Annotated in this window: 6 protein-coding genes and 1 pseudogene; 2 read left to right on the forward strand and 5 right to left on the reverse strand. The window is 42.0% G+C overall.

The genetic code is table 11. The annotated features are described in order from the left end of the window. Positions 1-231: 231 nt before the first annotated feature. A complete protein-coding gene (gene mnmG, locus AC33VI_RS18725; RefSeq protein ID WP_491783777.1) occupies positions 232-2,148 on the reverse strand; it encodes a tRNA uridine-5-carboxymethylaminomethyl(34) synthesis enzyme MnmG in 1,917 nt (638 codons plus the stop codon). A 382-nt stretch (positions 2,149-2,530) separates the two neighbouring features. On the opposite strand from mnmG, the pseudogene AC33VI_RS18730 reads away from it, so the two are divergent. After that, positions 2,531-2,794 (forward strand): annotated as a pseudogene (locus tag AC33VI_RS18730) (transposase); the annotation flags it as partial. A gap of 136 nt (positions 2,795-2,930) precedes the next feature. Here the strand turns inward: AC33VI_RS18730 and AC33VI_RS18735 are convergent. The 3 genes from AC33VI_RS18735 to sufR form a co-directional block, all read right to left on the reverse strand. Further along, positions 2,931-3,119, reverse strand: coding sequence for a zinc ribbon domain-containing protein (locus AC33VI_RS18735; RefSeq protein WP_491783778.1), 189 nt, complete (start codon positions 3,117-3,119; stop codon positions 2,931-2,933). Positions 3,120-3,317: 198 nt separating this feature from the next. Further along, entirely contained in the window at positions 3,318-4,619 is a 1,302-nt protein-coding gene (hemL, locus tag AC33VI_RS18740; RefSeq protein ID WP_491783779.1) for a glutamate-1-semialdehyde 2,1-aminomutase, read from the reverse strand. A 145-nt stretch (positions 4,620-4,764) separates the two neighbouring features. After that, complete coding sequence (gene sufR / locus AC33VI_RS18745; RefSeq protein WP_491783781.1) at positions 4,765-5,412, reverse strand: iron-sulfur cluster biosynthesis transcriptional regulator SufR; 648 nt, start codon at positions 5,410-5,412, stop codon at positions 4,765-4,767. A gap of 242 nt (positions 5,413-5,654) precedes the next feature. On the opposite strand from sufR, the gene sufB reads away from it, so the two are divergent. Continuing rightward, entirely contained in the window at positions 5,655-7,100 is a 1,446-nt protein-coding gene (gene sufB / locus AC33VI_RS18750) for a Fe-S cluster assembly protein SufB (protein WP_491783782.1), read from the forward strand. Positions 7,101-7,453: 353 nt separating this feature from the next. On the opposite strand, the gene AC33VI_RS18755 is transcribed toward sufB, so the two are convergent. After that, positions 7,454-8,244 (reverse strand): alkaline phosphatase PhoX (locus tag AC33VI_RS18755; RefSeq protein ID WP_491783780.1); only part of this gene is annotated, 791 nt, incomplete at its 5' end.

Here is an 8,244-nt window from a genome sequence, read left to right on the forward strand (position 1 = left end):
AAAGTGCGGTCTTGGGCGGGGCTTTCAAGCACCTGAAATAAATTCAGGTGTCAGCCCCTTGGCTCTCCCCCATGAGGAGGCACGGACTCGGAGCTTGCATCCGAGTATGGAGTGCCGTCAACTTTTTCAAGACGCGCCTTACGGCGACGCGGGGTCTTCCCTCTGATAGCTACACTCACAGATAAATTTTCTTATCCCGAACTGACGTTAAAAATAGACAGAGATCGTGAATCAATGGGTCACATCAGTTGCTAATTGAGCTTGTTTTCTTTGGGATTGAATTTCTAGATAAACTAATAAAGCATTAATATCGGCGGGGTTTACGCCACCAATACGGGTAGCTTGACCGACGGTTAGGGGTTTGACTTGATTTAGTTTTTCTCTAGCTTCTAAGCGCAAGGTTTCGACAGTGTGATAGTCGAGGTTTTGGGGTAGTTTTAATTGGGTGTGACGGCTAACTTGTTCGATTTGAGTTTGTTGGCGTTTGATGTAACCAGAATATTTAATATCGATTTCCGCCCCTTCTGTTTCGGCAAAGGTTAAGTTAGCATCTTCCAAACTATATTTCTGCAAGTCTGCATAGTGAAACTTCGGACGGCGCAACAAATCTGCTAGGGTAATCGAACCCTTGATTTTTTGCTGAGTAGCTTCGGCGATCGCCATTCCTACTTCATCTTTTTCTTTAATGCGAGTGGTTTCTAAACGCTCTTTTTCCGCAGCAATTTTGGCTTGCTTGTCGGTGTAAAGTTGCCATCTGCGATCGTCGATCAGACCGATTTCTCGACCTAAAGGAGTCAAACGGCGATCGGCATTATCCGAGCGCAAGATCAGGCGATATTCCGAACGACTGGTGAGCATTCGATAGGGTTCGCGCAAATCTTTGGTACACAAGTCATCGATTAACGTACCCAAGTAACTTTGTTCGCGAGAAAAGATAACTTCGCTTTCTCCTCTGACGAATTTAACCGCGTTAATACCCGCTACCAAACCTTGGGCTGCTGCTTCTTCATAACCCGTAGTACCGTTAATTTGTCCCGCACTGTATAAACCCTCGACTTTTTTGGTCATTAGGGTAGGGAAACATTGAGTAGCAGGAAGAAAATCATACTCTACTGCATAGGCAGGACGAAGCATAACGCAGTTCTCTAGACCAGGAAGAGTTCTGAGCATAGCTAGCTGTAATTTTTCGGGCAATCCCGTGGAAAAGCCTTGAATATAAAGCTCTGGAATATCTCTACCTTCTGGTTCGATAAAAATCTGGTGGCTTTCCTTGTCGGCAAAACGGACTATTTTATCTTCAATACTGGGACAATAACGAGGTCCTTTTGCATCTACCCAACCGCCATAGACGGGAGATAAGTGTAAATTATCGCGAATGATTTTATGAGTCTCGGCAGTGGTGCGAGTCATGTAACAACTCATTTGCTCTCTTTCTACCCAGACTTCAGGGTCGAAACTAAACCAGCGCACCATCTTATCCCCAGGCTGGGGAGTCATTTTGCTGTAGTCTACCGATCGCTTGTCTACCCTAGCAGGAGTACCTGTTTTCAATCTGCCCGTCTCAAAGCCCAGTCGATTTAGGGTTTCGGTCAAGCCAGTCACGGCAAATTCTCCCGATCTGCCCGCATCCATTGACTTGTTACCCACCCAGATTTTACCGCCGAGGAAAGTGCCTGTAGTCAAGATTACCGCTTTGGCAGCAAAACAAGTACCAAAATAGGTTTCGATACCGATGATTTCATCGTTTTTACCCAAAACCAAATCCGTAACCATCCCTTCGCGGACGCTCAAATTCTCTTGATTTTCCACGATCTGTTTCATTACCGCAGCATATTCCCGCTTGTCGGTTTGCGCCCGTAACGCCCATACCGCAGGTCCACGAGAAGCATTCAATACTCGTTTCTGGAGATAAGTGCGATCGCTCACCTTACCGATCTCTCCTCCCAACGCATCAATTTCGTGAGTCAATTGGGATTTAGCAGGACCTCCCACCGCAGGGTTACAGGGTTGCCAAGCAATGCGATCGAGGTTGAGGGTCAACATCAAAGTACGACAGCCCAATCTTGCAGCTGCCAAAGCTGCCTCGCAGCCAGAGTGTCCGCCACCCACTACGATAATGTCGAAAGCGTCTTGAAAATCTACAGTCATTTCATTTATCAACAGTTTTTAGTTTTTAGTCTTTTATATGGTTTTAGATGCTAAAGAGCGATCGCCTTAAATTAGCGATCTGAATTCTTGACTAAATTTCCTTTAAAGTTTCATTTCTTATTATTGTAATATTCTATTACCGCAGTTTGCTTTCAATTGCTCTTTGACAATGCTTTAACCAGCAATTCTCATTTTGGAAAAAATAGAAAATTAGTTCTATGTCAGAAATAGAGAACTAGCCTAAATTAGTCAGAATTTTGGGTGAAATTATGAAATTATAGATGAGTCGCGTGGATTAAATCTCATTTTGCACTCTCGACTCTATACTACATGAATCAAAAAGTTGCTGAGTAAGTTTAACATTGTTGAGCCCTCGCGAGCTATGAAAGAAACAACCCCCGCAGCTATGCCAGCCTGTTTTGATAGATGGTGTCAAAAGTTCGACGATCTATTGAGAACTAAAGCACAAAAAAGAGCGTATAGGCACTATATAGGGGGATTATTAGGAGAAAGTGAGCGCAAAAATCTATCTCAGATGGCTAAAGATGCGGTAGAAGTTACTTATCATAAATTACATCATTTTTTAACCGAAGCAACTTGGTCAGCACAGAAGATAAATGAGCGTCGTTTAGAGGTGATGAATAGATGAGTATGCTCAATGGATATCAGAGTCAGAATTTAAGAAAATTACCATAGATTCTAAAGACTCACGACTTTAGTTTTCTGCTTCGTCTCGTGCCAACTAGAATATCGTGACCGATACTCCCTGTCGCATCCAATCCTCAGACGATCTGCCCGACCGACTTTATACCTCTATTTCTTACTTCCTGGGCTGATGCTACATCTCTTGCAGTGGTGTAGCCACATAAATGACAAGAGTGAATTTTGACATCTAAAGTTTTCTTGCCAGTATGTGCGCCACAATTAGGACAGGTTTGACTTGTGCCATTCTTATCTACAATTTTCTTCAAGAAATTAACCCAAGAATGGTCAAAAATTGACTATCTTTGGATTGATGATATCCCTGTCATAACCAGCAGTTGAGAAGTCAATTAATGACAAAGTGGATACATTTGAGTAGCCGTGTGTGTTGAAAGACACAAGCACGGTTCGGAGGAGAGGGGTAAGCTGGAAACAGATACCCCGACTCTAACGGAGCCTCAATGACTCTAGATTTCAGCGAAGACTTCTTTGGCAGTAGCAATAGTTTGGTCAACATCTTCATCGGTATGAGCCAGAGATGTAAAGCCAGCTTCAAACTGGGAAGGTGCGAGATAAATGCCTTTTTCTAACATACCGCGATGGAAACGAGCAAATTTCTTGAGGTCGGAAGTTTTAGCATCGTCATAGTTATGAACTTCTTTATCAGTAAAGAACATACCGAACATCGCACTAATGCTCCCCCCTGTCACTTCATGACCTGCTTCTCTAGCTGCTGCTAACAAACCTTGAGATAGTTTTTTAGTAATGCGGTCTAGTTGTTCGTAAGTACCAGGCTTGCTGAGTAATTCTAAGGTTTTAATTCCCGCAGTCATCGCCAAAGGGTTGCCAGAGAGAGTACCTGCTTGATACATAGGCCCTGCTGGTGCGACCATATTCATAATATCAGCACGTCCGCCGTAAGCACCTACGGGCAAACCACCACCAATTACTTTACCTAAAGTAGTTAGGTCGGGAGTTACGCCAAATCTTGCTTGCGCGCCACCATAAGAGATACGAAAACCAGTCATTACTTCATCAAATACTAGCAAAGCACCGTTTTCTTTAGTAATTTCGCGCAAGCCTTCAAGAAAACCCGCATCGGGAGTTACAAAGCCTGAATTACCCACTACAGGTTCTAGAATCACCCCTGAAATTTGGTCGGGATTTTCGGCAAATAATTTTTTAACAGCTTCTAGATCGTTGTAGGGTGCAGTTAAAGTGTTGGCAGTAGTGGATTTAGGAACTCCTGGGGAATCTGGTAAACCGAGAGTAGCCACTCCAGAACCTGCCTTGACGAGAAACATATCTGCATGACCGTGATAGCAACCTTCAAATTTGAGTACCTTATCTCTACCAGTAAAGGCTCTCATCAAACGTAGAACGGACATACAAGCTTCCGTTCCCGAATTTACGAAGCGAACTACATCAATGCTGGGAACGGCATCGATAACCATTTCGGCTAAAACGTTTTCCAAAGCACAAGGCGCGCCAAAGCTAGTTCCTTTTTCTATAGCGTCGTGTAAAGCTTCTAGAACTACAGGGTTAGCATGACCGCAAATTGCAGGTCCCCAAGTACCAACATAATCGATATATTGATTGCCATCGACATCCCAAGCATAAGCACCTTTAACACGATCGAAAACTACAGGCTGACCGCCTACAGATTTAAAGGCTCTTACGGGAGAACTAACACCACCAGGCATTAGTTTTTGAGCAGCACTAAAAATTTGTTCTGATTTAGTTGTTTTAAAGGAAGCTGTAGAAACCAATATGTTCTCCTTTAATTGAATATAAGTGTGTAAGTGAGTATCTTTATTTTAAAGATAGGAGTTTTTGTAAAGACGTTATCTGTCAATAACTTTTTATTATCCTATGGATAGTAGAAGATAAGACCTCGATCTTTATGAAGATTCTTTAACCAGCAATTGTTATGGAATAGCCACACTGATGCTCGCCATCGTTGATCCAATGAGTGCGTTTGACAATACAGTCTGGTAAGATTGCGGCAAACATTTCTAATTCGTGACCGCAAATACTGGGATAAGATTCTGCTACATCAGAAATAGCGCAATTATGTTCTACTAAAATAAATTCTGGCTTTTCTGCGGAAGATACATGATGCAACTCTGCCATATAGCCTTCGTCTTTTCTAAGTTGAACCAGTTTAGCAATACGTTGGGGTAAAGTTCCATCTCCCAAGCGAACGCGATATTCGGCGGCTTTACGCTGCCATTGTTTTTCTAAAACCTTACTAACTTGTTCTTTACCTACGGTTTCTGCCAAGGTATCTAGAAAGGAAACGGCAAATTCGCTATATTTCTGGGGACTAAGGCGATCGCGTCCCTTTTCGCTTAGTTTATATAAATGTTGCGGTCTGCCCATTTTCCGCTGTACTGATTCGTAACTAATCAAGCCTTCGGTTTCTAATTCATTGAGGTGACGACGCACTGCTTGAGTACTAATCTTAAAATCTCTCCCTAGCTGTTTGGCTGTGGCGTGATTTTGCTTGAGTAGATATTGTAAAATGTTTTGTTTTGTAGACGGGAAATTAGCGATCGTCATCATCCCAACCGATATATTTATGAGCCTTTTACAAATAGGATATGAGAAAATTCTGACTTTAACAACATTTTTGTTGCTAATCTACTCTAGAATAGTCTTAAATGGACTTAAACAACAAATTGGTTGTTTAACTTCTGAAAAAAATCTATGATGACTGTTCCTTAGTTTAATTCTACAAAAGCATTAACTATTTTTTGGTTACTGCTCTAGGAAATTTACACCATTTACCTAATTCATCTACCATGAGTGCCAACGTTAAAACTTTAGTCAATCAACCCTACAAATATGGTTTTGTTACCGATATTGAGGCAGATCGAATTCCTCGCGGTTTGAGCGAAGATGTAATTCGTCTAATTTCAGCTAAGAAAAACGAACCAGAGTTCATGCTAGAGTTTCGCTTGAAAGCTTATCGTCACTGGTTGACTATGACCGAACCAGAATGGCCTCATGTAGAATATCCTCCCATCGATTATCAAGACATCGTTTACTATTCCGCACCCAAGAAGAAAAAAGAAAAACTCAATAGCTTAGACGAAGTTGACCCCGCTTTATTGGAAACTTTTGACAAGTTGGGTATTCCTCTATCAGAACAAAAGAAACTGAGCAACGTCAATGTAGCGGTAGATGCAATTTTTGATAGTGTTTCGATCGGTACTACTTTTAAAGAGAAATTAGCTGAAGATGGAGTCATCTTTTGTTCTTTCTCCGAGGCTTTGCAAGAACATCCCGAACTAATTAAAAAATATTTAGGTACTGTAATTCCCACTGCCGATAACTATTTTGCAGCATTGAATTCTGCTGTATTTAGCGATGGTTCGTTTGTCTTTATTCCGAAAGGAGTAACTTGCCCAATGGAATTGTCAACCTATTTTCGCATCAATGATGGAGATACGGGACAATTCGAGCGTACCTTGATTGTGGCAGAAGAAGGGGCATCGGTCAGCTATTTAGAAGGCTGTACTGCCCCCATGTTTGACACCAACCAACTTCATGCTGCGGTGGTAGAGTTAGTGGCTTTAGATAATGCCAACATCAAATATTCTACAGTGCAAAACTGGTTTGCAGGAGATGAAGAAGGGAAAGGAGGGATTTATAACTTCGTTACCAAGCGCGGTTTGTGTAAAGGAGTCAATTCCAAAATCTCTTGGACGCAAGTTGAAACTGGTTCGGCAATTACCTGGAAATATCCCAGTTGTGTTTTGGTGGGAGACAATTCCGTCGGGGAATTTTATTCGATCGCTTTGACTAACAACAAGCAACAGGCAGACACGGGAACTAAAATGATTCACGTGGGCAAAAATACCCGCAGCACGATCATTTCTAAAGGTATTTCCGCAGGAGACTCTCAAGGTAGCTATCGCGGACTAGTGAAAATTGGTAATAAAGCAGAAGGGGCGCGTAACTACTCCCAATGTGACTCGATGTTAATTGGCGATAATGCCGAAGCTAATACTTTCCCCTACATTCAAGTAGATAATAATACTGCTAAATTAGAACACGAAGCTTCCACTGCCAAAATCGGCGAAGAACAGCTATTTTACTTCGCTCAACGGGGAATTTCTGAAGAAGATGCCGTATCTATGTTGGTAAGTGGTTTCTGTAAAGATGTCCTGAACGAATTACCAATGGAATTTGCTGCCGAAGCAGACAAACTATTGAGCCTTAAGTTAGAAGGAACAGTAGGGTAGTTTTGAAGGGATGAGGGATGAATTATGAAGGATGAGGAGGTTTCGCTTTTATATACTTTTTCTCTCCTTCCCTATTCGCCCAATTGAATTTTTTTTATTGGACTAATTTTGGTGCGATCGATTCGATGATATCAAAAGTCAAAAAGACAAGATAGATCTTTTCATTAGGGGCAAGCTAGACGAAAAAGTTTTGTCTTTAAAACAAAGTTTAAATTGGTTCGATTTTCCCGATCTATAAAATAAATCACAACCAAAGTAGTTCTTATACCAATTCTCTAAATTACGGTTATGGATAGACAATTCTTTTCCCTTAGTCCCTTCGTTCCCAATTCACCTCGTCCCCCAGTCTCCTATTAAAATCCCCAAATTGCTAAAGTCATCCCTGGAGCGTAAATATTGACGAACATGGTTTTACCGTCGGGGGCGAAGCATACTCCAGCAAATTCGCTATTGTTGAGGGCATTGCGAGCAAATTTATAGTAGTTGCCTTGGGGGGTAATACCGATGAGAAATTGTTCGTCTTTGCCATCTTCACAGACAATTAAATCGCCAAAAGGCGCGAGGATTAAATTATCGGGATAGTCGAGAACATCATAGCCAGGAGATTCGACGAATAATTCCACTGTCTCTTCGGCGAGATTGTAGCGAAATATTTGTCCTACTTGGGCTGCACCGCCATTAGTAGCCGTCCAATATAGTTCTCCATTGGCGTAACACATTCCTTCGCCTCTTCTAAAGATTGCTGCACCTTTGTTTTGGGCTTCGTAGCGAAGAGTATCGTGTTCTGGATCTACATCTTCTAGCTGTACCCAACTTACTGGAAAAGGTTTTCCCACAGGGAAATCAAGCCCCGTATTTCTTTGAGGATTGTCTTGAATTACTAAAGCTTCTAAAACACCTCCCGCTAACAAGTTACCTGCTTTATGGGGACGAAAACGATAAATGCAACTATTTACTTGGTCTTCAGTTTGATAAATATAACCCGTCTGAGGATCTGTAGCGATCGCTTCGTGGCGAAATCGACCCATTGCCACCAAAGGTATAGGTTTTGCCAATCCTCCTTGGGCGGGAACTTCAAAATTATAGCCGTGTTTTTGTTCGATCTTGCCCCAGTAAGGCTCTACTTGTGCTTGAGTATATCCTG

The sequence above is a fragment of the Waterburya sp. genome (genome assembly GCF_058530065.1).